The sequence below is a fragment of the Adonisia turfae CCMR0081 genome (assembly GCF_011009555.1).
GTDB classification, from domain to species: Bacteria; Cyanobacteriota; Cyanobacteriia; order Phormidesmidales; family Phormidesmidaceae; genus Leptothoe; species Leptothoe turfae.
The window spans coordinates 4,118,578-4,142,989 of sequence record NZ_QXHD01000004.1; the positions used below are offsets into that span (position 1 = coordinate 4,118,578).

Sequence of the window (24,412 nt, forward strand, 5' to 3'; positions counted from 1 at the left end):
GTGTCTTTATCGGGACTAAACGCTACACTTCTGACCCAAGCTCTATGTCCTTTGAATGTTTTAAATTGATTCTTGTCTTGACTCCATAACTTGATAGTGTTGTCTTTGCTGGCAGAAGCAAGAATATTGCTATTGGGACTGAATGCTATACTCCAGACTCGATCACTGTGTCCTTTGAGTGTGTCTAATTCCTTGCCCTCATTGCTCCATAGCCTAACTGTATAGTCATCACTAGCAGAGGCAAGGATATTACCATCAGGGCTAAATGCCACATTCCAAACCCAAGCGCTATGTCCTTTGAGTGTGTTTAGTTCTTCTCCGTCCTTACTCCATAACTTAATAGTGTTATCTGCACTTGCAGAGGCAAGAGTATTCCCATCAGGACTAAATGCCACACTCCAGATCTGTTCACTATGACCTTTGAGTGTATTCAGTTCCTCTCCGTCTTTATTCCATAACTTAATAGTGTTATCTGCACTTGCAGAAGCAAGAGTATTCCCATCAGGACTAAACGCCACGCTTAAGATCCGATCACTATGACCTTTGAGTGTTTGCAATTCCTCTCCGTCTTTATTCCATAACTTAATAGTGTTATCTGCACTTGCAGAGGCAAGAGTATTCCCATCAGGACTAAACGCCACACTCCAGACTGGTGCAGTATGACCTTTGAGTGTATTCAGTTCCTCTCCGTCTTTATTCCATAACTTAATAGTGTTATCTGCACCAGCAGAAGCAAGAGTATTCCCATCAGGACTAAACGCCACGCTTAAGATCCGATCACTATGACCTTTGAGTGTTTGCAATTCCTCTCCATCTTTATTCCATAACTTAATAGTGTTATCTGCACCAGCAGAAGCAAGAGTATTCCCATCATGACTAAACGCCACGCTTAAGACTGGTGCAGTATGGCCAATCAATCTTTGCTCTTCTCTGATGTCATACATTACCTGTTGCATGGCACCCAGGGCACGAAAGCGAATATCTGTTTGCCAATAATGCTTATTTTTTGCCTGCAATGTTTGTCCAGTTTGTACTGCTGTTACGACAGCATCTTTTTCTGCGCCACCGTCTAAATATGCTTCCATCCTCAAACTGTCAGCTAGTAGCTTAGCATTAGCTTCTTCTTGAGCAGCTTTTTGCTGTTGAAGCCAAGCCACACTACCAGAAAAGATTGCCAATAAAGTCACCACTCCTAATCCCAATGCTGCTCGCTGAGCTGATTTTCGCTGTTGTTGCTCTGCTGCCAGCCGTTTCTGCTGTTCCTCAATCTGTTGTCGTTCCGCTATTTCTCGTCTCTTCTGCTCTTCCTCAATCCTCGCCAGCAACGGCTGCTGCAATGACCGAATAAATACTGCTAAATAATCATGCACCAACTGATACCGTTCTTCTGGTGCTTCCGGCACCTCAGTCACTAACCCTGACTCTGTCAGGATTTTCAGAATCAAAGATAACAAATTTCGATCCAAATCAGGCTGATTTGTCATCGTTTTCAAATCACTTGCCAAATCTGACTCTGTCTTTAACGGTCGTGTCCCCTTCTCATCTGTCAGTAAATACAGCACCATCTCTGCCAAATCCTGATGCTCCTGTGGACCACATTCATCCACAATGTCTGTCAAATACTTCTGCACCAACAACTCTTTAGTCGGCAGCTCAGGATCGCCCCAGTTATAATAAATCTCCGGCGTTGTAATTCCCTCTGCCTGCAACTGTGCTCCCACAATCTGCAACTCAATTGGGCGGACTTCTCCAGCACCAGCAGCTAGATCATCCACCACCTTTTCCACTAACTCCTGTTCAGGTGTGTAGGGCGTAGGATAGGTCAAATCATTGAAGATTGCTTTGGTTTCATCCGGCTTAAAATTGCCAATGTAATAAAGCCACTTTTTATCGAGAATATTGTTATCAACAATATCGAGATTAGTCAGTCGATCGCACTCCAGCAAGTAGTGGATATAATCTTCCCGAAGCGATAGCACCACCTTCACATAGGGCATGCCTAAACAAGTACCTAAAAAATCATAAAAGGCTCGACGTTCAGCAGTCTGTTCAAACTCGAAGAAGAACTCTTCAAACTGGTCGAACACAAGCACGATGATCTGGTTTTTCTGAGTATGATGCCTCAGTCGACGCAAGACCTTTTCGGGTAGAGCTGTATTTTCAGAAGTTGTGTCTATCGCCTCTTCTAAAAGATCCTGGGGGTAGTTAAAAATATCCGACCGGTAGGCCAATATTCCAGAATCTAAATCCGTCAGTAGCTGTACCAGGTCCTCTACCCAGTTACGATATCTCCGCAAATAAACTGGCACTACTCGCCGAGTCTCAATACGCTCTTGCTCTAAGGCAGGTACCAGCCCCGCTTCAATCAGCGAACTTTTGCCTACTCCAGAAGGACCATAGACAATAGTCAGTACATATTCATCTTGCGATAGTCGCTTCACTAGCTTTTGAACATCCTGCTTGCGACCAGACGCAACAATGGCATCTTTACGATTTTCCTGAGTCGGCAATGCCGGATTAGCAATTTGCTGTTTCGGCTGTAACCGCCCAGCCCCAACAAAAGCACGATAATTAAACCGACTTTCAATAGCATCTCGCTGGCGACGTGTTTCAAACGCAGGCAGATATAACCCCTGCTGAAAATAACACTGTTGTAATTGGGCTAAGATTAAGCTGTAAAGCTTCGGATCATAGTCTGGCTGAGCAATACCGCATGCCTTTTCTAAGGTTTGAACAGCTGAATTAATGTCCTCTTGTTGGAACTGAGCTTTCCCCAGAGAGAATAAATACCAACCACGATGAAAGCTATTAATCCAGCTATAAAAATCAGCATCTTGCTTACTTTTTTCTGTAACTTCAGCTGATTGGATCAACTCTAGTGCCCTCTCAGCAAGCTGTTGTGCTGTCGTCCAGTCTTTTCTAGCCAATGCAACTTCGGCCAGGAATCCCTCAGCACGAGCCACCCGAAATGGATGCTGCAGTGTCTGATGCAAAGCTTTAGCCTTAGTTGCCACTGCTTCCAAATCCGCCCATCGTTCCAAACGATGGAGTGCTTCAGCTAAGTAATTAATGTATCTAGTCGCTAGGGTTTGACCCTTAGATAATGTTTCTGCCTCCTTCGATCCCTCCCCTTCTAAAGGAAGGGCGGAGGGGTCTCGAGTGCTAACGCTAAATTCCGACTCCTCAATCCCCTCAAACGTCTCTATCGCCGCTGCAAAGTACTCCCTTGCCTCACCAAACGCCAGCTCAAAATCAGGTCGATGCCGTTCAGCATGATTGCGCCACCACAGTCCCAGATAAAACTGCACGTGACCCATTTTCTCTTGCCATCTCGGATCATCATCTTCCCCAGTGACTAGAGTTTTCCATTTCTCCAAGCTGTACTCATAGTGTTCACGAGCTGTAGCACTGTTGTTATTTGCAATACGACCCCGCACAAATTCCAAGTTGGCTGCCTGATGTGTTGGAAGCTTTATATCTTGCTTTACTAAGGCAGCAAGGCTGGTTTCTAATTCTCGATAGTTTGCCGAAGTCGCTGTAAGACCCAGATCTTGAGTCGTCAGAAAACGATTCTCCTGAGACTGGGTAACCTGCTGCCACACATTTTGAATCAGCTCATCGATAAACGATAGAAAAAACGATGATGGCGTATCAAACGTAATCTGATTGGCCCAGGTGTAAAAGTCTGGTGCGGTACGAATTAGATGTTTGTGGTCATTATCAGTAAGCCATAGTACTAGGGGAAACGAAAATTCACGAAACTCTTCACGAATCTGATTAGTGGCTATCAGCAGTTGTTCTGGATCTTCTACTTCGCTTAGGCCATAAACCATTAAGACTTCAGGTGGAGCTGTCGCAACATCCTTAATGTAAGTATTAACTGTGGTAAAGAGGGTACTGGCAGTAGGAGAAAGGGTGATTTCATCAAAGGAGATAGGGCACTGCTGCCGTAGCTCTTCGACTAGTGCCTGGCGGTGCTGGCTAGAGTTACACACAGCCAAAATCAATGCAAACTCGCCTTGGGAAAATCGCAGCAGGCGGCAGAGTTCGTTTAAGGCTTCTTGGTTTTGCAGTGATGGCACCTCAGGCATCAGACTTTAGTTCCTCAGCATTGAGTAAAACTGGGTTGAGCGCAAACCAGGTTTGTCCAGCATCCCGATATTCAAACACAAATAAGCTGCGTAATAGCGACTGATATTCCCCTTCGCCTCGAACAGTTTTCGTGCGATTCACCTCCCGCAGCAGACCCCATTCCTCAAAGTCGATGGCCTTGGTTAAATCGCTGAGTCGAAGACTAATCACCCGGTCCAGCAACTCCCTGGTAAAAGGTGGATCGGCTTTTTTTAAGCAGTAGTTAATTAATACAAGTAAATTTCGCACATGACCACCGCTAGCAAGGCATAGTCGGTCTAGAGTTTCTAGCGAGTCAAACAGCTCACCAACTCTAGCTAACCGTTCCTGAGCCGATAGGTCTGGAAATGCCCGAGCCAGCAGCATTTGTCGGAGGGCACTAATACCGGCTTCGCAAGGACTGCCATCTCGGTTTTGGGTACGGACCATGGGCAATACTTGAGGCGCACTACCAAACCGATTGGTCAGGTTCTCCTGCTCATTAGAAAAAGACAGCACTAGCGGCACGGTATACACCACATGGCAGCGCAGTTTCTTGAGCTGGTCACCACGGTCAACAAATAGATATTCTGGCTGACGACGCCCCTGGCCACGGGGTTTATTATCAATGCGGTCCAGGTTATCAACGATCACCACCAACCCAGCCTTATCCTGAGTACTCAGCTGCTGATTCGCTGTATCAATCAGTTCGCTATTGATCACCTCCAAAATAGAATTAATGCGGGGCTCTAAATGCTGTCTTAGTAGGGATCGCACATCTTTGCTGTCTTTTGCTTTCGTGGTCAGCTCACCAATGCCAAAGGCCAGGGAATAGTTACCATCTTCACTGCTCAGACCCACCTCTTCGCCCACCTTGAAGCCAGCGATCTCGGGAATTTTCACCTTGAGCCCTGTCACTTCAGAATTCAGTAAAGTAGCCGTGCTTTGGAGCAGTTTCTGAAACTTATTGGGTGTCAGACGCAGACGTGCCTCCTCCAGGCTGTTACTAACTTGTTTAGCAATGGCTAGCAGGATATCGCTAATGTCCACATCTCCCATATCCAGGTCATCAGTGGACTCAAAGTAAACCACATGGTAACCCTCATCCTCCAATTCCTGACGCAGACGGGATAACTCGGTGGACTTGCCACAGCCAATGTGCCCCGTAAACAACTGACAGGTGGGCTCATGATCCGAAAAGGTAATGGTGCGCTTTAGCTCTCGCACCAAGTCACTACCCCGCACCTCCGAAAAGTCGATGTAATACTTACCATCATCAGGGGATATGAGATTCAGCGTTTTGCTTGGGTTACACGCTCGAAAAAATCGACCTAGATTTACTCCCATGGTTTATCCCACTTCCTCTGACTAGCGCCGCTCTGCATAAGACTATGGCTTATTTTTCTGAGACCACCCATCGACTGTTGAAAAATTTAAAGGCTTCAGCCTAGATATCTACAGCGACTAATGATTTGAGTACGGATTTTTGTGGAATTTAGTAGATATCGTCTCATTAGTCAGCACTGCTAAGTCAGCCCCATGGGCAGGGAAGAATTACTCATAAGCACTGCTATGAAGCAACGATGAACAATCAGCGCTCTTGCTTTGTAAAGCTATCTACGGACATAACAGGCAGTATAGGATTTATAACTAATGACACGTGCTACCTCGTCATCGAAGAAGTTCAAATGAATCCAGTCAATCAGCTGTCTACCCTCATCAATGGGCAACTCAACCCTTTGAGAAAGCTAAAACGCGATTTAGCCTATGACGCCCATGATGCATGGCGCGCGTTAACGCAACGGAATGAACTCTCAAAAATTATCAATCAAAAGGAAATTCGCTTCATCGGCCTGCGACGCAGCGGTAATCATGCGGTTTTGCACTGGATTAAAGCTCAAATACCGAACGTTAAGTTTCTCAATAATGTGTCAGTGGAAACCAGTCCGTTTCGGCACTATCATCTGCATTTTCCCCATAAAGGTTTTCATGACGAAGCTTGGGGTAAGTTTCAACCTAAAGACTGTTTTATCTATAGCTATGAAGACTATAGTGTGGCTGAGATTGTTCATTCGAGTACTGAAAAGAAACATGATCTCTACATTGGCAAAACCCAGAATAGATACAATGTCTTAGTCCTTAGAGATCCCTTTAATCTTTTAGCTAGTCGTCTGAGGAAAAACTATCTAGATGTGAAAACGGAAGGCATCTCATTGATTGACATGTGGATTGAGCATGCCAAAGAATATGTAGGAGAAACGTCTTATCTCGGCAATCAGAAAGTTGTTATTAACTATAATTATTGGTTTTCAGACAAGGACTATCGTCAGGGCGTTGCAGAAGCACTGGACATCAACTTCTCTGATGCAGGGTTGGATTATGTCAGCAGCTATGGTGGTGGCAGTTCGTTTGATCAGCAAGGTTTAAGTGGCAATGCACAAACCATGGACGTCACTAATCGTTGGCAGACTTTCGCTGAAGATGAACGATTTTTATTATTGCTCAAAAACGAAGAACTGCTTCACTATTCCAATCAGATTTTTGGCATCATGCCTGGAACTGAAGCCATGTAAATACTTGATAACGGTCACATATGGAGAACAAGGGTCACTAGCATAGAGGTGTCATTCGTCTTTTAGCCAGAAATCCATGGAAATTAAGCAGTTGATCACGGATGCATTGCAATTGCCAACGAATGCGATCTCATACCACATCAGCAAATCCCTAACCGAACTATACCCAGATCGCGAAATGGTTGAAGGCAACGAATGTGCCTTTGACCTCGAGGCCTATGCCCGTGATGGCCAGTTACGAATATGATTCTGTTAAACAGTGATGCTATCCATTGATGAGTAACATTAAGCTGTTGATCTTGCTCTAAACAAAGATGTACTCGAATAAACCAACAATGCAGTCCAAATACAGCTAAAACTAATTAAATGTGTCTGTGTAAACGACTCCTGATACAAAAATACACCAAGCATCAGCTGAAGTGATGGAGCGATGTACTGACAGAATCCTAACGTGGCTAATGACAACCGCTTCGCCGCATTGTTAAACCACAGCAAGGGCATCGATGTCGCCACACCAGCCCCAATAAACAACAACGTCAGGCTAAAGCTACTACCAAAGCTCCCAGTTCCCGATGATTGCCAGTAAAAAATGAGTAACAATGCCACTGGCGTCATCAGTGCTGTTTCCACTGCCAGTCCCACCATTGGAGACACAGCTACCATCTTCCTCAACAATCCATACAGTGCGAACGTGCCTGCTAGTCCCAATGCAATCCAAGGTACTGAGCCAAACTGCCAGATAAAGTAACCCACCCCGATAGTCGCCAGCACTACTGCTAATTGCTGTCCTCGATAAAGCCTCTCTCGCAGAACGACAAAACCCAGCATCACCGACACTAGCGGATTGATAAAGTACCCTAGGCTAGTCTCTACAATCTGATCCGTATTCACACCGTAAATGTACAGCCCCCAGTTAACACTGAGCAGTAAAGCTGTTGCCAATAGTCCAAGCACTTGACGCCGTGGTAGCTTGCGCAATTCTGACAATCGCCGTTGCAGCGTCAAAATCAAACTCAGAAAGACCAGTGACCACAGCATGCGGTGACTGAGCACCTCTATGGGTGAGGCCGCACTAAAAAACTTCCAATAAATGGGGAGCAAGCCCCAAGAACCATACGCAAGAATGGCGTAGAGCGGACCAGATTGTATATTCAAATTAAACCTGGGTAGATACTGCAACTAACCCTAGCAGTCACCTAAGCTAGCCACCATCGACCACATTTATAAGGGTCTATAATTAAAAAGATGTAAACTTTTACAAAGCACTAACCTCAAGAGGTATTCCTATGGCCACCGGATTTGGCAAAGCTAAACCTAAACCCAAGGTATCGGAACGCACTAAGCGACGGCAGGAAGCCTCTCAGGAAATGGATAAGCGCCGTTCCTCTGGCGATCCTGAGTTTGAGGTGCATATTCGCATCAAAGATAAAAAGCAGTGGTACCCAGTGGGCGTAGTGGCTGTAAAGCGGTCGACTGATATCGATCGCGCTATCTTTGCCAGTGAAGAAGATCTGCTCCAAGGTGCGTTTCGGATTTATCCAATTCTGCGGAAGAACAAGACTAACCTGGAGTATGGCTACAGAGTAAAGGCGTTTAAGGATGAACCGATTACTGTAGCAGTGCCTCCTAAACCGGGTATTGCGGGTGGCGTTCAGGCCATTGCAAATCAGGTTAAGAACAGCGTTACTGGTTTATTTAAGCGATAAACAATTGGATGAGACGCGCAATCAGATAGATGGTGTTCAACCCCGAAGAGTGGTCAATGCTCACCCTCCGGGGTTGAATGATGGCTGGGTTTATTGCGATCGCATCAGCCCTGACTCGTCAGGCCACATATCCACCCAACCACCTCCAACCACCGTCCTCGACTACTACACCCACCATTACCGCCATTCAGACCGAGCCACCTGGCAAACCCGCATCGAATCAGGCCAAATCCTCCTCAACGGCCAGCCCACAACATCTGACACCCCCCTAGTAGCCGGACAACGCCTCAGCTATCATCGTCCTCCCTGGCAGGAACCTCCAGTTCCCCTAGATATCGCTACGATCTACGAAGACGATTTGCTGCTAGTCATCAATAAACCGTCAGGCTTACCCGTACTCCCCGGCGGCAATTTCTTGCAGCACACCCTCCTATGGCAGCTCCGCCAGCGCAATCCAACCGCAGCCCCTATTCATCGATTAGGCCGAGGTACTTCTGGGATTCTGCTCATCGCCAAAACCAAGGCGGCCCGTGCCCACCTCAGTCAGCAGATGCGTCAGCGTCAACTAGGCAAAACCTATCGCACCCTCATCGGCCCAGCAGATAACCTACCTGACCAGTTCACCATCACCCATCCCATCGGCAAAATTCCCTATCCCCAATTGGGATACATCTACGGCGCTAATCCAAACGGTCTCGATGCCCATAGCGGCTGCACCGTGGTCCACCACCGTCCTGACGCCACCCTGCTAGACGTCGCTATCCTCACCGGCAGACCCCACCAAATCCGCATCCACCTAGCCACCATGGGCTACCCACTCCTAGGCGATCCGCTTTACATCGCTGGCGGTCACCCCCATCCAGAAGGCACAGCCATACCTAGCGACTGTGGCTATTGGCTCCACGCCCATAAGCTCTCATTCATACATCCCGCAGGCGAATCAATGACACTCACCTGTGCACCACCACCACAATTGCTACCGTAGAGATGACCACAGGTTCACTATAACCGCTACTATCAACTAGGCAGTTTTGAGTTTTGTAGAGCTTTGCTCTTCTCAGCTTGCTGAGCATTTTGAGTTACTCAAAGCAAATAACTTTACCTAGTCAGAGCTGGTTTAACCCTAAAAACTAATAACCAATAACTAAGAACTCAAAACTCCCCCACCGATCGCTATTGCTCTTTCCATTTCACAATGACTACTTCCACCAACCGCATTGAAAAAGATTCCATGGGGGAAAAGGAAATCCCTTCAGCAGCCTATTACGGTATCCAAACCCTGCGGGCGGTGGAAAATTTCCCCATCAGCGGTCTAAAGCCATTACCCACTTACGTAGATGCGTGTTTGCTGATTAAGAAAGCAGCTGCGATCGCAAACGGCGAACTCAACTGCATCCCTACAGAACTATCTCAGGCCATCGTCACCGCCACGGATGAAATCCTCAAAGGCAAGCTGCGGGATCAGTTCATTGTGGATGTGTACCAGGCCGGGGCAGGTACTTCCCACCATATGAATGTGAATGAGGTGCTGGCAAATCGGGCACTGGAACTGCTGGGGGATGAAAAAGGCAACTATAAGCGCATCAGCCCTAACGACCATGTGAACTATGGGCAGTCAACCAATGATGTGATTCCCACAGCGATTCGCATTGGTGGGTTACTGGCGTTGGAGCATACCTTATATCCGAGTTTGGCGGGTGCGATCGCAACACTCCAAACCAAAGCCACCGAATTCCAAGACATCGTCCGCTCTGGCCGTACCCACATGCAGGACGCTGTGCCTATCCGCCTTGGCGAAAGCTTCCGTGCCTGGGAAGTTATTCTCACCGATCACCTGCGCCGTCTGCGCACTGCCGCTCAGGATCTTTGCGTGCTGGGTCTGGGCGGCAGTGCCACTGGTACCGGTCTCAATACCCATCCCCAATACCGCCATCGCGTGGCTGAGCTGCTGGCAGGCTTCACTGGTCAACCCCTCACCAGTGCCCCCCACCTAATGGCCGCAATGCAGAGCATGGCCCCCTTTGTCGCCGTCTCCAGTGCCCTCCGTAACCTGGCCCAAGACCTGGTCAAAATTTCCCACGACCTGCGCTTACTAGACTCAGGTCCTAAAACAGGACTCAAAGAAATTCAGCTCCCACCGGTTCAGCCAGGCTCCTCCATCATGCCAGGGAAATATAACCCTGTTATGGCCGAAATGACTTCCATGGTCTGCTTCCAAGTGATGGGCTACGATCAAGCCATCGCCTGCGCTGCCCAAGCCGGTCAGCTAGAGCTAAATGTGATGATGCCCCTGATCGCCTACGATCTCATCCACAGCATCGAAATCCTTGGCAACACCATCAGCGCCCTCGATAAGCGTTGCCTGGCAGGTATCACCGCCCGCCCCGAACGCTGCCGTGACTTCGCCGAAGGCAGTCTTGCCCTGGTGACAGCCCTCAACACCCACATCGGTTATCTTAATGCCGCCGCCATTGCTAAAGAATCCTTAGAAACCGGCAAGTCCATGCGTCAGCTTGTGCTAGAAAAAAATCTAATGCCCGACGATAAACTAAACGAAGTGCTTGATTTAGAAAAAATGAGCAAAATTCCTGAATAAACCGTCCCCACAACATCCACCAGTCACCAAAACCTGCACATTCATGACCTCATACCAAGCAGCACCCAATCCCTACGAACTCGAATCCGAAGCCTGGTGGGTACAGCAATGGGTGGACCTCCTTAATTCCTATCGCTTCAAAAAGCGCTTAGAACGTGGTCGCCGCTACGCCCGTGAAGGTCACATTCTCCGACTGGATTTCACCGAATCTAAGGTCCATGCCTCAGTGCAGGGAACGGCGGATGAACCTTACAAGCTGTCTATCTGGATTGATCGCTTTGCCGATGAAGATTGGGATTTTGTGGTAGATACGTTATCTCAAAAAGCACTCTACTCAGCACAGCTCCTGGCTGGTGAAATGCCTGCCGACATTGAAAGCGTATTTACCGCCAACGGGTTAAGCCTATTTCCTTTTACCCTGGCGGATGTACACTCCAAGTGCAATTGCCCCGACCCGAAAAATCCCTGTAAGCATATTGCCGCTGTGTACTATCAGCTAGCAGATGCGTTTCGAGAAGAGCCATTCGTTCTCTTTCAGCTTCGCGGTCGTACTAAAGAACAGATTATCGATGCCATTCGTGAAAAGCGAAAACAGCAGGTAGAAGAGAATCCTATAGAAACCATCGCTGAAGACACTGAAGAAATTGTTGTTGCGGCTGAGACAAAATCTCCAACCCTTGACTTAGAAAACTTCTGGCAATATGATGATGCTCTAGACTCATCTCTCGTCGTCATTATCCCAGCGGATCAAACAGTGTTGGATCTCTTAGGGCCAATGCCCCTCCCAGCCAGCGATGCCCAGGTACTAAGTGGCCATTTCACAAGCCTTTATCAAAGCGTTGCCCAACAAGCAATGATGTCGGCCTTGAGTTGATCTTAATTCACTCACTAGAAGCGAGTTCGATTAAGTTTTCAGCTATTAGAGCCTCTAATTGAGCGAGTGATAAGAACATGTAACCAGGAACATAATCAACGTTAACAGCATAAAACTTACCTGTAGAAATTTCTTGTTCTGCCACTGACCGAATAGAACTAAAGAATTTGGGATCGAGCGAGACTTCAAACGATAAAGGAATGTGATACTCAGTGCCATTTAAGATGAATGTCTGTGCAGCAGTCTGACTTTTCTGATCAAACTCATCAGATATCTCGGTGGGTAAAAATTGTCCTCGCGAAATAGCAGAAAAGTATTTCGTCAAACTCTGGTAGGGAATATCTGTATGTCCCACACCATCCCAGTCAAATAGAAGGATTACATCTTCAAAGGCCGAAAAAAGTTCATGACGCTCCATGATGTAACTTTCTAAAATTAATTGTTGACTGGACTCAATCTGGTCTGGACTCAGGTGGTCTAGCAGACCAATTTGCTCAAATAGGCTTAGAATTTCGTCGATGCGAGCGCTAGTAAATAGTGGTGTTGGATGAATATTGTCGACATACATTTCAAAATAGATATCTGCTTGAGCTTTTGTAAGTGCGATAAACCCAATTTGAGTATTACCTTTATCAGGGTCTCTAAAGGTCTTTTGTGCATGGAATGAAGGAATTGAGACCTCATAGACTCGATAGGGTGAATTCTGGTCATGAAGAATTTTGTTGAATATTTTTATTGTATCTCTGGGGAGAGTTCTATAGATGGAATCTCCTTCTTCTTTCGAAGGACGGTATGCGTTGCTCTGTCGATAAATACGATTATCTACGTGGACTGAAACCTTTGCTTCATTGAAGCTAAAGTACTCTATCTCACTAATGTTCGAGTTTTTGAGTACGTCTTCGCTGTATTTAAAGGTGACTTCAAACTCTCCGAAAGTGCTATTGATAATACCTTGCGACACCAACATGTCTGCAACAGCGCTATGGACCTTGGTGAAGTAATCTTCAGTGTTTTCAGAATACTCACATAAGTCCAGGAGGCGTGAATTATCAAGGTAATTTAGAAGCTCGATAGAGCCGTTTAGTTGTTGCTGTTGTAGTGCTTCGAGCAAGTCCTTATGTTTTTGATTAGATAGAATTCCTGCTTCCTTGAGTTGAGTTAGTCTAGCAGCTAAGATCTCGATTGATAGATCCTCTTCAAGTTCCATCCAGCCTGACGCTTGCCTATACAATTGAGATTGTCTTTCTGCCAATGATATTGGCAGAAAGACATGAGTTTGTTCAAACTCAGTAAGAATATCAGTTTTTAGTTGGCTATACACCCGTGTGCTAAGTATTCCTGTTTTATTAAGTTGATCTAACCAACTTGATGTTTCACGCAAATTTACATTTGAGAATTCTTTAAGTTCATCCTCATTTAAGTCGCTACCGATGGCAAATGCAGATGTCACTAACCTGTAAGATTCGGTTGCTCCTAAAGGAGTATTCTGAGCTGAAAAATCATTTGAAAGATTATGCTCATTTAAAGATTGTTGATATGTATTATCAGCGAGGCGACTTAGCAGTTCCGATTTCAATTCCAGGCGTCCCTGTTCTACATCCACTAATGCTTTTTGATAAGCCTCTTCACTTAATAAACCAGCTTCATTCAGGTTCTCAATGATTTCTTGCAATGGTATGGTTGATGACTCATCTGGAAATGTAGCTGTACAGGACTGCCCTATAGAAGCTATTAAAACTATTGCGGTGCTAATTAAACCAAAGAATTTCATGTTTAAACAATGGTAAATCTGCATTAGAGCATTTGGTTTATTTCAAGAATTTTCTTAAAATGTTTTTTCGATAACATACGCGCCTTAAGTATATGCTTCACAAGCCTCTATTGAACTGCAGCGAAACAGGCCATGCTGTCAGCGCTGAGTTGATACTTAAATTACCTATTAGAAGTGAGTTGGATTAAGTTTTCAGATCTGAGAACTTCTAACTGAGTGGGTGTTAAGAACAAATATCCAGGAGTATCATAGCCAACATCAACAGCATAAAACCGCCCTGTCGAGATTTCTTGATCTGCAACTGATTGAATAAAACTAAAAAAATTAGGGTCGAGCCAGTCTCCATTAAACTCTAGGGGGGTGTGATATTGCGTGCCATTCAGGATAAATGTCTGTGCAGCGGTCTGACTCTCCCAGTCAAATTCATTGGATATCTCAGTTGGTGAAAATTGCCCACGCGAAATAGCAGCAAAGTTTTCTGTCAGACGCTGGTAAGGCGTATCTATATCGCCTGACTCCCATTCAAACAAAAGAATTACATCTTTAAAGGCTGAAAAGATTTCATAACGCCGAGTGACATAGCTTTCGGCGATTAACCTTCGGCTGGACTCAATCTGGTCTGGACTCAGGTGGTCTAGCAGACCAATTTGTTCAAATAGGTCCAGAATTTCGTCTATGCGATCGCTAGTAAACTGTAAGGGAGAATGATTCGCTTCAAAACCGTGATCAAAATAGATATCTGCTTGAGCTTTTGTTAGGGCAATAAAGCCTAATTGGTTGGCAAGTTCAGTCGAATCCCCAAACGTTGGTCCAAAATTAGAAACACTATAAACTCGATAGGGAGATGCCTGATCATACAGAACTTTGTTAAAGAGTTTAGTAATGTCTTCAGGTGTAACTCTGTAAGAGTCATTAGGTCCTTCAGGATTTCCTCCGTAGAAATTTCGTTGATAGTAAGTACGATCATTTACTTTTGCTGATAAAATCGCATCGTAATACAAAGAGTCGTCATTAGCTAAAAGTCGATAGCGATCACCATGTTCGCTTGACTCTGCTAATCTCCTATCAGCTTCTAAAATTACTCTAGACTCTTCGTTGACTTCCAACTGGACCTCAAAGTTGTCAATAGGCGTATCAACCACATCATTTTCCAGTAGCATTTCTGCAACAGCATTATATATGGCTAAGAGGTAATCTTCTGGCTGTTTAGAATAACTGCGCAGGTCAATGAGTAATGCTCTGTTGTAATAGTTGAGAAATTGGATGGGATGAGCAATTTCCTCCTGTCTCAGTGCTTCTGTCAGCTTTGTATGATTTTCTTCAGAGAGAATCTCTGCAGCATTAAAGTTTTCAAGTTCGGGAGCTAGTATCTCAGCTGAGAGCTGTTCGTCTAGACTCATCCAGCTTGCCGCCTGTTGATGCAGGGCAAGTTCCGAAGCAATTTCTTCGGAATCAATCTGTGAGTGTAGCTGACGGTAAACTCTCTCGGTAAGTAAATCAGCTGTATTCAGCTGGTTTAACAAGTGGTATAGCCGCTCCTCTAAATCATTTACATGAGAGTTCTGCCTAGCAGTCAACTGTTCAAAGAAACTCTGTAATTGCTGCAAATCATCTTCACTAGGCCCCTCTGTAGCATTTAACCGATCCATTAAATGGCGTAGCTGCTCCACCTCATCCACTGACATCAGGATATCTGCATAACCAGACTCCACTCCTAGATCGAGTCTATATCCGCCTAAACTGCGTTGACTCAAGTCGTCAGCCATACGCTGTAAAATAGCAGCGCGTGATTTATCGTAGCCTTGTGCTAAAGCTGCTCTTAGCTCTTGATAGGTAGCTTCGCTCAAAAGACCCATCTGATTTAGAGTTTGGATACTATCTTGTGTCATTTGGAGCTTTCCCGATGGTAATGCTTCCACCACAAAAACTAGAGTCATCAACAGCATCGCGGCCCCTAGCAAGACCCTGAGCTTCATATCCTGACACCTCCAATAGAGCCTTACCTTATATTAATATATAGTACATTTGAATTGATTGAATTGCTGCTAATTCACATCCACAGTCCAATCAGATTATCTAAAATTGCAATTCACACCTAAACTGCAATCGCTTTTGCGTAACCGGATGAATAAACTGTAGCGATGTAGCATGCAAGTGCAAGCGCTTTGTCTGGTTTACCTCACCATATAACGAATCTCCTAAAATGGGCGAATTCAGGCCTTGAGGAGAGGCTGCATGAACCCGTAGCTGATGTGTTCGACCTGTTTGAGGCATAAACTTCACCCTGGGGTGGTTGCCTGTTTGCAACACTTCAAAGTGGGTCACGCTAGGTTTTCCGTATTCTATATTCACAGATTGTTTAGGCCGTTCGTCAGGGTTACCCCAAAGCGGTAAATCAATCACACCAGCCGTCTTACCAATTGGACGACTGAGAATAGCCTCATAGGTTTTATGTACCTGATGTTTAGCAAACTGTCGGCCTAATTCTTTATGGGCACTGGGAGATTTTGCTAGGACTAAAATACCAGATGTGGCCTGATCCAGACGATGAACAACTTGCAAAAAGTCATAATCAGGCAACTGATAACGAAGACGACTCAGCACGCTGTCCTGGAGATCATGTCTGCGCCCCGGAACCGACAGCAAACCCGCAGGTTTGTCGACCACAATTATCGCATCATCTTGATAGAGAATAGGAAGAGGCACAGTCTCCGCTACTAATATCAGTTTCACCGGCATCCGCGCAATGCGCATCAGGATTTGGCAATCTTTAGGGGAAGCCCCATAAAATTGTCCTGTATAGAAATCTTCTTTTGGCTCTCCCCACCAAAACTCTGCCATGGCAAGAGGCTGTAAAGCATGGGTAACTGCGTAATGTAAAAGTTTGGCAGCAGCCCGTTGGCAGACTTGCTCTAGAGAAGAACTAAAAATACCGCTATCTATAGCTCTTTCCAACAAGACTTCGCCTTCTCCCAATCTTTCAGTTGCATAAGCAACTTGCATTTGGGCCTGCCATTGCCGAGAAAGTGTACTGTACTGCTGTTTGAGTTTCTGTATTTGTTGATCGACTTGGGTAATTTCCTCAATAAGAGATGCGAGTGCCCGATCACGCTCCTGCTTCAAGCGACGGCGTTCAAGGCTATCTTGTTGACTCTCTCGCTTGAGTTCATTGAGGGCATTGGTAAGGGTATCTCCTTGTAAGGTGCTGTAATAGTGGGTGCGTTTGCGATCGCGCCCCAGTTTTCTCTTACGATGCCTTACTTTTAGCTGCTTTACTTGGACCTCATAGCCCTGTAACACTTGCTGATAAGTCATGCGTATGGGCAACTGGTCAAGGATAATCAGCTCACGTTTTAGCTGGTCAAGCGTCGCCAAAGTTTGATCTTCAATGAGCGCTATTCGAGCCTGATTAGATAATGGAGGCACCCAACCCGACACTTGACCTCGACCATCCATCACTCCGGAGAACCCCTTAAGCACCCCCTTATCACCGGTTGCTGTCTGTACCAGGAGCACACCGTATAAGTTACCTTCTGACAGATACTCAGGTGCGGTGACAAGACATTGCATTAGCCCCCTAGCGATTGACTCAATTTCACCCGTGCGAGGTACCTGCCAGACAACATCTGTTTCGGAACACTGAGCCGTGTATGTATAACGAGGTATAGAAGTCGCGGAATCACCTACCGTCAACTCTGATGGGGCATGCAGAAATAGTCCCATAGCTCAGTTAGGGCAATGCTAGCAAGCATAACATCCATCCAGTGCTGGCTAATAGCAACACAGGCACCAACCAAGTCCCCCACTGTACATATAGTGTCTGTGTATTACGTCGATAAATAGTTTCCACTTGGGTGTCAAAGGTCATCGGCTCTGACATCCATTGCGCTCGTCCATGGGGATCTACCACCGATGATAACCCCGTATTCGTACTCCGCGCCACCCAACGATCTGTCGAAATCGCTTGAATAACATCCTGCCCATGGTGTTGTGCCATCATGCGAGGCGGATAGGGATCGTTATTGGATACGGTGAGAATAAACTGGCCTCCCTGACGCACCTGATGACGAAAGATCCAACCATAGGCAGAGTCATAGCAAATGCCCACTGCCGCCTGCCCCAGGGATGTTTCAAATTGTTGGTCCAGCTGGCCTGGGAGCAAATTGGTGCCAATGGCCGAAAGCTGACGTACTAAATTGCCCAAAACAGATGCCAGCGGAATATATTCTCCCAGAGGAACTAATTTGATTTTGTTGTACTGAGTAGTTCCTCTAGGAGAAATTGCCAGCAGACTTTGGTGAAGATAGGTGGGTTTATCGGGTGCTTTGGTAAACGTGCCCAACCATAGGGGAATGCCTGTTTGGGCTACGGCTTCACCAAAGACACTTGTATCTGGGTTCCAGATGGTAGGGATGGCAGCCTCCGGCGTCAGGACAGCATCCACACCTGTAGCCACTAGCTGCCGATAGCTACTTAGGTAACGGTCATCAGCACGACGAAGACCTGACAGCGTTAGCTTTTCTCGACTCGGGATATTTCCCTGGATCACACCCACTTTGATGGCTTCTGCCGATTGGTCTTGCAAAGGTTGCTGATAAAGACCCCAGCCAATGAGGTGCACGATCGCAAAAACCCCCAGCGCCATCACCAACCAGCGACGATAGTCAGCACTCCGTTGCCAGATTTTTGCCGCAGCTACTGCCAATACTCCATTCACCGCCACAATAGCCGCCGTAATTGTCAAATGCCCTGATAGTCGAGCTAAATGCACAATCACCAAATTACCGGGGCTCTGGGTAATTGCTAAAGACGTCCAATATAGTGGGCCCATGCTCCACAGTGCCTCAACACCGCACCATAAAGCTGTACCCACAAAAATTCGACCAGCATTACCCAAAGTCGCGACTCGATTTAGGGCCGCCATCCCCATGGCCCAAGTAATGACGATCCCGGCTCCCCAAAGCGTGACAAACGTGTAGGCAAAGAGTGCGATCGCAACACTTCCTAACCACGGTATTCCCAACCACATCATAGGATGCAAGTGCAGCACCCACTCCAACATGGTGCCGTGATAACCCACACCCCAAATCAGCGCGCATAAAGCACTGTGGCGCAGTCCTACCCCTCGATGGATCATCAACCAAAGAGGTACTAGCACCACCCAAGCCAAGGGCCAAGCAGGCCACAACCCCATTAAAATCCCTGCAATCAGCAGACCTATATACTTTGGCCTTTGATCAGGTTTAGATTTTAAGGTTAAAGGCTCAGCCCAGTGAGATATTGCCATCCTGTACAGACGTCACATGCAACGTTTCGCCAATCCCTTAACCTACAACGAACTCGAATTTAAACTATCGGCTTCTCCCTGGGTTTGTGGTAGATGCAGATGCAAGCCACATTCCTGCTTCAATCCCTTGAAGCGGGTTGCCCGCTCATCGCCATCATCATCCGTCATCGGACGGCTTGAATGCCAATCCCCCACCGTCACATATCCTTGATCAAACAAAGGATGGTAAGGCAAATCGAACGTGGTCAAATACTTATACACATCCCGTGAATGCCAGGACAAAATTGGATGTAGCTTGTAAATATCATTCTGCTGAGCAATCCGGCCTAAGGTTTGGCGATGGGATGTTTGATTTGCTCGCAATCCCGCCAGCCAGGCCCTAGCCCCCAGATCTTTAAGCGCCCGCTGCATAGGCTCCACCTTGCGAATATAGTCGTATCGGTTCAGCGCCTCGACATTATCTTGATCCCACAGTCGTCCATGGAGAGCTTCCATGCGAGCCGGACTCATGGGCGACTGATAAACCTTAAGATTCAGGCCCAGACGCTGGGTTAGTTCCTCAGCAAAGCGGTAAGTTTCTACAGGTAGATAACCCGTATCAACCCAAATGACTGGAATATTGGGCATCACCTGAGTAACTAGATGCAACATGACAGCTGACTGAATGCCAAAGCTGGTGCTCATCACCAGGGACTCCCCAAAGGTTTCAGCTCCCCAAGAAACAAGCTCAGCAGCATCCATGCCATCTAAGGTTTTATTGAGTGCTTCAAGATCTAGCTCGCTTTCTAGCACTACATTTGCCATAGTTTCAGCCGCTCCGTGATGCCGATGTGAGGTGTCATAACTTCCATGGTAAACACGTTCTCGTTGCACGCAGGGTACAACATTATGAATTACGCTTAATGCCATAGAGACCTGCCCCATCATCGCATCATAATGGAAAGGCTTTCTTAAATTTGTTCAGATAAACCAGTCCTAAGCAGGCTTGTGGGACTGTTTAACTGCAACCAGGCGCAGTCGACGATAGTCTGCCACCCATTGGTTACCATCGTACATTTGCGATCGCAAAAGACTTTCCACATCTTGAATGACAGATTCTATGGTCATTTCATTCAAACCTACAAAAAGATTGCTACCAAACATTTTGAGCCAGTTGGCTAAGCCTTGAGTACCGTCATTTAAGGGCGTCGGTCGATCGATTAAGGCGGCAAACGTCACGTCTAGGCCATGGCTTTCTAGCAAGTGAGCATATTCGCCAATACTCGGGAAATACCAGGGGCAGAGTTTTTTCTGCTGTCTGACGGTTTCCACCGCCCCCACAATAGCTTGTACGTTGCCCTTGCCACCAAATTCAACGACCAATTTCCCACCAGGTTTTAAGGCATTAGCCATAGCCTGAACAGCTTGCTCTGGTGGCTTAACCCAGTGCAGCGCCGCATTGGAAAAGATGCCATCCACCGGCTGTGCCACTACAAAATTACGAGCATCAGCGATGGCAAAGGATAGCTGTGGATATTGCTGCTGAGCCTTAGCAACCATGGCAGCATCTGAGTCAATCCCACTGGCAACAGCCCCCGTTTCTGCCAGCGCATGGGTCAGTTCCCCCGTGCCACAACCCAGGTCAAGGATCTGTTGCCCCGACTGCGGACTGAGTAAATCAATCAGAGCTGCACCATATTCCCAAACAAAGCTGTGCTGATTTTGGTAGCGATCAGTATCCCAAACGTGATGGGCATAAACGGTATCGGAAGCCATAGCAACTGGATTTGAAACGATATCTCAAAACTATGGGCAAGCTATTGAGATGTCCAATATATTTTTTAGTATCTATTGATATCTAGAAAGTATTAGAAACCCATTATGGAATTACGGCATCTTCGTTACTTTTTGGCAGTGGCTGAAGAGCTACATTTTGGTCGAGCTGCAGGTCGTTTACAGATGGCTCAGCCTCCCCTAAGTCAACAGATTAAACAACTCGAAATTGAGCTAGGCGTACAACTCTTTGCACGAACGCGGCGCAAGGTATCCTTAACGGCGGCGGGACAAGTACTTCAGCAAGAAGCTCAACAACTTCTACAACAGTTAGAACAGGCTGTCAGCAAGACGCAACAAGCTAGCCGTGGAGAGTTGGGAAGACTTGCGATCGCATTTGTTAGCTCTGCCATGTACAGCCTCTTACCTGACTACCTAAAACAGTTTCGAGAACAATATCCCCATGTGGAAATTGTTCTCCATGAACTCTCCACCCAAGAACAGATTCAAGGATTGTTAGATAGCCGACTGGATATTGGCTTTATGCGTCCCCCTGTGGATCATCCAACTCTACAGGCAAAGCCAGTTTTACAAGAATCATTAGTGGTCGCCTTACCGTTGGGTCATCGACTTGCCTCACAACCAAATCTTTCTATCCAAGAGTTACAGGGAGAGTTATTTGTATTGTTCCCTAGGGCCATGGCTACCCGGCTGTACGATCAAATCATTAGCCTGTGCCACCAAGGGGGTTTTAGTCCCACCGTGGCCCAGCAAGCGGCTCAAATGCAAACAATTTTAAGCCTTGTCACCGCTGAAATCGGTGTGGCAATTGTGCCTGAGTCGTTACAGAATCTCCAGCGCCGAGGGGTATGTTTCATTCCCTTTCAAGAAACGACTCCCCAGAACGACTCCCCAGTCTGAAGTATGTGTCGTTTGGCAACAAAACCAGATAGCTCAGACGACCCATACCTTTTTGCAAGGAATATGGACATGGGGTATTAAGCCTGGTGACGCACCTGCAGTTGCAAATTAAACTCCTGTTCAAAGCAAGCTTTTTTGTCATTAGCACTCCAGATTTCTAGCTCACAGGCATCGTTAGCATGGGTGGGGATAAAGCTTAGAGTTAAGGTATGAGCTTTTGAATCATAGGTGGTTTGAAAACTTGCGATCGCACCTAGCCGCCGCCGATCCAGACCAACCGCTACCCGCAACATAGCGCTGAGCTGACTGACAATCTTACGACTCTTCTTAGTCAAGTCTTTATAGGGATCATGCTTGATCTTGGGTGCGCTCTTGCGATGGTAACGAGCAATGTTAGCAATCAGCTCAATCTCAGTGCTGGTGAAACCCAGTAATTCACCATTCCGGATTAAGTAATAAGAATGCTTATGGTGGGCTCCATGACTGACAAAATGACCGCAATTATGGAGCATAGCTGCTGCCCACAGAATCTCACGTTCCAGAGGTCCCCACTGATGCAAAACACCACGGGTTTGATCAAATAAGGCTAATGCAAATTTGGCTACTAACTCACTGTGGGGTTTATCAACCCGATACTTATGGGCGGCTTTCATAACGCTCCGCTCCCGTACCGATTGTTGATACTGCATCCGGTCTTCAATAAGACCATGGGTGAGCATCCAGTCCACAACCAAGCCTTCTCGCAAGGCATGTTCACAGATGGTGATCCGATCCACACCTAGCATCCGCATTGCTTCCTGTAGAATCACGGCTCCAGGCACAATGATCTCAGCTCGTCGAGACGACATTTCTGGCAGCTTAAGCCGTTCACTAAAACTCATGCGGCGCAGCTTTTGGATACAGCGTTCTAGCTCATTCATGGCCATGGTATACCCATTCATGCGAACAGGAACTGAACCCAACTGATCAATGGCTGTCAAAATAGCCAGGGACTCAATCGTGCCAGATGTGCCCACCAATGACAGGGGTTCGCCATCCACCAGCTTAGCCTTCAGCGCATCGATATTGGGCTCAAGCCGCCCCCGCACATAGGCCTGCAACTGCAAAAACTCTTCGGTACTAATGGGATTGGTGGTCACCATTCGCGCATTCAGCCTAACGGCCCCCACCTTAGTACTGCTGAGAAATCGATGACGTTCCCCAGTACCCAAAATGATCTCAGTGGAACCACCACCAATATCGATAATGGCGTGGGGCTGACCATTGAGTTCCATGCCAGACAGCACACCCAAGTAAATGCGTCGGGCCTCTTCAAGGCCAGAAATTAGGTTGATATCCAAACCAACGTCTTGTTTTACCCGATCAATAAATACTTGACCGTTGTTCGCTTCACGGGTAGCACTGGTGGCTACCGTGACAATATCGTCAGCATGGTGACTATTGGCAATTTGTTTACACCGTTTCAAGGCAGCAATACCTCGCTCCATGGCTTCGTCTGACAAACAATTAGTGCCAGGACGAAAATTACCAAGGCGGACAGTATCTTTCTCACGACCAATAATAGTAAATGCGGGCAACTCTGGTTGAATTTTGACAACAACCATATGAACTGAGTTGGTTCCCACATCAATAGCGGCTAAGATTCGATCTTCCTGAAGCGATTGACGTAGTTCAATCGAGGTGTCTGAAAGACTAGGAACATAGACCATAGAGTCTAAGGGGGCAGTGGCTGAATCAACCATCGTGAGTATTGCACAGGGTGTTATTCATCATACATTTCCAGTACTTTTACCGAAATCAGCAATGCAAGAGCTTATTGTCAGCTTCATATCCTAAATTGGCATTTTTGTATCCTAAACTACATTACGATTAATATTTTCCTATGCATTACGTAGTGGCCAAACAGCTACTGTGCATGGAGAAGCTGTACATTGAGCAAGTATGTTAGCCTCTGAGAGAGGTATCGCTGATTGACAGTGCGCAGTTTGCATGCAATCAGACTAATTAACTTTTTGCCTACAGGAGGCATTTGTGCATGGTTATGGTGGCTCAGGCTCGCCCCAGTGAGCGAGCGGAATTTATTAAACGTACCTACACCCATCTTGCTGGGGCCGTTGGTGCGTTTGTAGTGGTTGAATTTTTATTTTTTCAGCTAGGTATTGCTCGTTTTCTCGCCAATGTATTCCTCGGAGGGGGTCGATTTGGTTGGCTGGCACTGCTGGGTGGTTTTGCGTTATTAGGCTATCTGGCTAGTAATATGGCCGCCAAAGCTGACGATGTTAATGCGCAGTATACGGGTTTGGGTCTTTACGTTGTAGGTGAGGCCATTATCTTCGCCCCCCTACTCTATATGGCGGTCGCCTTTTCAGATCCAACTGTCCTACCTACTGCAGGCATTATTACCCTGTTCCTATTCGGTGGGTTGACCGCAGTCGCATTCACCTCCGGCAAGGACTTCGCTTTTTTAGGCGGCATTCTTAAAGTCGGTGGCATGGTAGCTCTGGGCCTCATTGTTTGTAGCCTGCTGTTTGGCTTCTCCCTGGGGCTATTCTTCTCTTTCTTTATGGTGGCTTTTGCGGCCGCAGCGATTTTGTACAAAACATCCAATGTGATGCATCGCTATTCCACAAATCAACACGTGGCAGCATCCTTAGAATTATTTGCTGCGGTCATGCTCTTGTTCTGGTATGTGTTACGCATCTTGATGTCTTCCCGCCGCTAAGGAAGTATAACTATCCAATTTGCAATGCAAAAATACGGAGCCCTGGCCAGAAGGTCAGGGCTCTTGTCTATTAGTCGGCACCATAAATAGATTCAGATTC

Annotated in this window: 18 protein-coding genes; 8 read left to right on the forward strand and 10 right to left on the reverse strand. The window is 46.6% G+C overall.

The features are described from left to right. Nucleotides 1–4,091: DUF3619 family protein (locus DXZ20_RS21830; RefSeq protein ID WP_250565874.1), on the reverse strand; the 4,091-nt coding region annotated here is incomplete at its 3' end. Beyond that, on the reverse strand, nucleotides 4,084–5,457 hold the full coding sequence (locus DXZ20_RS21835) for a P-loop NTPase fold protein (RefSeq protein ID WP_163700693.1): 1,374 nt from the start codon (nucleotides 5,455–5,457) through the stop codon (nucleotides 4,084–4,086). The genes DXZ20_RS21830 and DXZ20_RS21835, both read right to left, overlap by 8 nt. Nucleotides 5,458–5,798: 341 nt before the next feature. Between DXZ20_RS21835 and DXZ20_RS21840 the strand changes: the two genes are divergently transcribed. Both DXZ20_RS21840 and DXZ20_RS21845 read left to right on the forward strand, forming a co-directional pair. After that, a complete protein-coding gene (locus DXZ20_RS21840) occupies nucleotides 5,799–6,683 on the forward strand; it encodes a hypothetical protein (RefSeq protein ID WP_163700695.1) in 885 nt (294 codons plus the stop codon). Nucleotides 6,684–6,759: 76 nt separating this feature from the next. After that, a complete protein-coding gene (locus DXZ20_RS21845; RefSeq protein ID WP_250565875.1) occupies nucleotides 6,760–6,930 on the forward strand; it encodes a hypothetical protein in 171 nt (56 codons plus the stop codon). A gap of 38 nt (nucleotides 6,931–6,968) precedes the next feature. Here DXZ20_RS21845 and rarD read toward each other — a convergent pair whose 3' ends face one another. After that, nucleotides 6,969–7,838 carry an EamA family transporter RarD gene (rarD, locus tag DXZ20_RS21850; protein WP_163661442.1) on the reverse strand — a complete coding sequence of 290 codons (870 nt, stop codon included), beginning with the start codon at nucleotides 7,836–7,838 and terminating at the stop codon, nucleotides 6,969–6,971. A 131-nt stretch (nucleotides 7,839–7,969) separates the two neighbouring features. Between rarD and DXZ20_RS21855 the strand changes: the two genes are divergently transcribed. The 4 genes from DXZ20_RS21855 (at nucleotide 7,970) to DXZ20_RS21870 (ending at nucleotide 11,859) form a co-directional block, all read left to right on the forward strand. Beyond that, entirely contained in the window at nucleotides 7,970–8,389 is a 420-nt protein-coding gene (locus tag DXZ20_RS21855; RefSeq protein WP_163700698.1) for an HHL1-like protein, read from the forward strand. 73 nt (nucleotides 8,390–8,462) lie between these two features. Continuing rightward, a complete protein-coding gene (locus DXZ20_RS21860; RefSeq protein WP_163661753.1) occupies nucleotides 8,463–9,374 on the forward strand; it encodes an RluA family pseudouridine synthase in 912 nt (303 codons plus the stop codon). 210 nt (nucleotides 9,375–9,584) lie between these two features. After that, nucleotides 9,585–10,985 (forward strand): aspartate ammonia-lyase, encoded by a 1,401-nt coding sequence (locus tag DXZ20_RS21865; RefSeq protein ID WP_163661446.1) that lies wholly within the window; start codon nucleotides 9,585–9,587, stop codon nucleotides 10,983–10,985. Between the two features lie 43 nt (nucleotides 10,986–11,028). After that, nucleotides 11,029–11,859 carry an SWIM zinc finger family protein gene (locus tag DXZ20_RS21870; RefSeq protein ID WP_163700701.1) on the forward strand — a complete coding sequence of 277 codons (831 nt, stop codon included), beginning with the start codon at nucleotides 11,029–11,031 and terminating at the stop codon, nucleotides 11,857–11,859. Between the two features lie 7 nt (nucleotides 11,860–11,866). On the opposite strand, the gene DXZ20_RS21875 is transcribed toward DXZ20_RS21870, so the two are convergent. From DXZ20_RS21875 to DXZ20_RS21900, 6 genes are all read right to left on the reverse strand, one after another. Then, entirely contained in the window at nucleotides 11,867–13,630 is a 1,764-nt protein-coding gene (locus DXZ20_RS21875; protein ID WP_163700704.1) for a hypothetical protein, read from the reverse strand. Between the two features lie 161 nt (nucleotides 13,631–13,791). Beyond that, nucleotides 13,792–15,606, reverse strand: coding sequence for a hypothetical protein (locus DXZ20_RS21880; protein ID WP_163700707.1), 1,815 nt, complete (start codon nucleotides 15,604–15,606; stop codon nucleotides 13,792–13,794). A 100-nt stretch (nucleotides 15,607–15,706) separates the two neighbouring features. Further along, on the reverse strand, nucleotides 15,707–17,353 hold the full coding sequence (locus tag DXZ20_RS21885; protein ID WP_163700710.1) for an RluA family pseudouridine synthase: 1,647 nt from the start codon (nucleotides 17,351–17,353) through the stop codon (nucleotides 15,707–15,709). Between the two features lie 7 nt (nucleotides 17,354–17,360). Then, nucleotides 17,361–18,824, reverse strand: coding sequence for an apolipoprotein N-acyltransferase (gene lnt / locus DXZ20_RS21890; protein ID WP_250565876.1), 1,464 nt, complete (start codon nucleotides 18,822–18,824; stop codon nucleotides 17,361–17,363). A 135-nt stretch (nucleotides 18,825–18,959) separates the two neighbouring features. Then, nucleotides 18,960–19,721 (reverse strand): phosphoadenylyl-sulfate reductase, encoded by a 762-nt coding sequence (locus DXZ20_RS21895; RefSeq protein ID WP_163661755.1) that lies wholly within the window; start codon nucleotides 19,719–19,721, stop codon nucleotides 18,960–18,962. Nucleotides 19,722–19,892: 171 nt separating this feature from the next. After that, a complete protein-coding gene (locus DXZ20_RS21900; RefSeq protein WP_163700716.1) occupies nucleotides 19,893–20,672 on the reverse strand; it encodes a class I SAM-dependent methyltransferase in 780 nt (259 codons plus the stop codon). A 105-nt stretch (nucleotides 20,673–20,777) separates the two neighbouring features. Between DXZ20_RS21900 and DXZ20_RS21905 the strand changes: the two genes are divergently transcribed. Next, nucleotides 20,778–21,590, forward strand: coding sequence for a LysR family transcriptional regulator (locus tag DXZ20_RS21905; protein ID WP_163700720.1), 813 nt, complete (start codon nucleotides 20,778–20,780; stop codon nucleotides 21,588–21,590). A gap of 77 nt (nucleotides 21,591–21,667) precedes the next feature. On the opposite strand, the gene DXZ20_RS21910 is transcribed toward DXZ20_RS21905, so the two are convergent. Next, nucleotides 21,668–23,332 carry a Ppx/GppA phosphatase family protein gene (locus tag DXZ20_RS21910; RefSeq protein WP_163661459.1) on the reverse strand — a complete coding sequence of 555 codons (1,665 nt, stop codon included), beginning with the start codon at nucleotides 23,330–23,332 and terminating at the stop codon, nucleotides 21,668–21,670. Between the two features lie 293 nt (nucleotides 23,333–23,625). On the opposite strand from DXZ20_RS21910, the gene DXZ20_RS21915 reads away from it, so the two are divergent. After that, complete coding sequence (locus DXZ20_RS21915) at nucleotides 23,626–24,312, forward strand: Bax inhibitor-1/YccA family protein (RefSeq protein WP_163661460.1); 687 nt, start codon at nucleotides 23,626–23,628, stop codon at nucleotides 24,310–24,312. Nucleotides 24,313–24,412 lie beyond the last annotated feature (100 nt).

What these genes read in the sequence shown, in the direction of transcription:
- DXZ20_RS21835 (WP_163700693.1), bottom strand. Translation starts at nt 5,457, where the DNA reads ATGGGAGTAAATCTAGGTCGATTTTTTCGAGCGTGTAACCCAAGCAAA.
- DXZ20_RS21905 (WP_163700720.1), top strand. Translation starts at nt 20,778, where the DNA reads ATGGAATTACGGCATCTTCGTTACTTTTTGGCAGTGGCTGAAGAGCTA.
- DXZ20_RS21915 (WP_163661460.1), top strand. Translation starts at nt 23,626, where the DNA reads ATGGTTATGGTGGCTCAGGCTCGCCCCAGTGAGCGAGCGGAATTTATT.
- DXZ20_RS21880 (WP_163700707.1), bottom strand. Translation starts at nt 15,606, where the DNA reads ATGAAGCTCAGGGTCTTGCTAGGGGCCGCGATGCTGTTGATGACTCTA.
- DXZ20_RS21865 (WP_163661446.1), top strand. Translation starts at nt 9,585, where the DNA reads ATGACTACTTCCACCAACCGCATTGAAAAAGATTCCATGGGGGAAAAG.
- DXZ20_RS21910 (WP_163661459.1), bottom strand. Translation starts at nt 23,332, where the DNA reads ATGGTTGATTCAGCCACTGCCCCCTTAGACTCTATGGTCTATGTTCCT.
- DXZ20_RS21875 (WP_163700704.1), bottom strand. Translation starts at nt 13,630, where the DNA reads ATGAAATTCTTTGGTTTAATTAGCACCGCAATAGTTTTAATAGCTTCT.
- DXZ20_RS21870 (WP_163700701.1), top strand. Translation starts at nt 11,029, where the DNA reads ATGACCTCATACCAAGCAGCACCCAATCCCTACGAACTCGAATCCGAA.
- DXZ20_RS21885 (WP_163700710.1), bottom strand. Translation starts at nt 17,353, where the DNA reads ATGGGACTATTTCTGCATGCCCCATCAGAGTTGACGGTAGGTGATTCC.
- DXZ20_RS21845 (WP_250565875.1), top strand. Translation starts at nt 6,760, where the DNA reads ATGGAAATTAAGCAGTTGATCACGGATGCATTGCAATTGCCAACGAAT.
- DXZ20_RS21900 (WP_163700716.1), bottom strand. Translation starts at nt 20,672, where the DNA reads ATGGCTTCCGATACCGTTTATGCCCATCACGTTTGGGATACTGATCGC.
- DXZ20_RS21895 (WP_163661755.1), bottom strand. Translation starts at nt 19,721, where the DNA reads ATGGCAAATGTAGTGCTAGAAAGCGAGCTAGATCTTGAAGCACTCAAT.
- DXZ20_RS21840 (WP_163700695.1), top strand. Translation starts at nt 5,799, where the DNA reads ATGAATCCAGTCAATCAGCTGTCTACCCTCATCAATGGGCAACTCAAC.
- DXZ20_RS21855 (WP_163700698.1), top strand. Translation starts at nt 7,970, where the DNA reads ATGGCCACCGGATTTGGCAAAGCTAAACCTAAACCCAAGGTATCGGAA.
- lnt (WP_250565876.1), bottom strand. Translation starts at nt 18,824, where the DNA reads ATGGGGTTGTGGCCTGCTTGGCCCTTGGCTTGGGTGGTGCTAGTACCT.